The organism is Dorea sp. 210702-DFI.3.125 (assembly GCF_020560945.1).
Classification (GTDB): Bacteria; Bacillota; Clostridia; order Lachnospirales; family Lachnospiraceae; genus Dorea; species Dorea formicigenerans.
The window spans coordinates 1-229 of the sequence record NZ_JAJCNF010000135.1 but is presented as its reverse complement, the minus strand read 5'-3'; the positions used below and the strand labels follow the sequence as shown (position 1 = coordinate 229).

Sequence of the window (229 nt, the reverse complement as noted above, 5' to 3'; positions counted from 1 at the left end):
CAGAGGTCAAGCCGGGTATCTTCTGACGGTGCGCCTTTGAAATAAAGGCTGCCAGCTTGAAAATGTTTCGGTTTTCCTGTCTCCCTGTCAAAGCTCATGGTTTCGTTTTGGAATACCCCGGTCAGTCTGCTCATTTTATCCATGAAGCGGTCACAGGCAGCGTTACGGTCACGGGGTTCTCTGGCAAGCAGATAGCTGTTCCAGATACGGAACGCCACATACATTTTCA

Annotated in this window: 1 pseudogene; it reads right to left on the bottom strand. The window is 49.8% G+C overall.

Going from position 1 to position 229, the window contains the following annotated elements:
• Positions 1 to 229: pseudogene (locus tag LI164_RS16540) on the bottom strand (hypothetical protein); the annotation flags it as partial.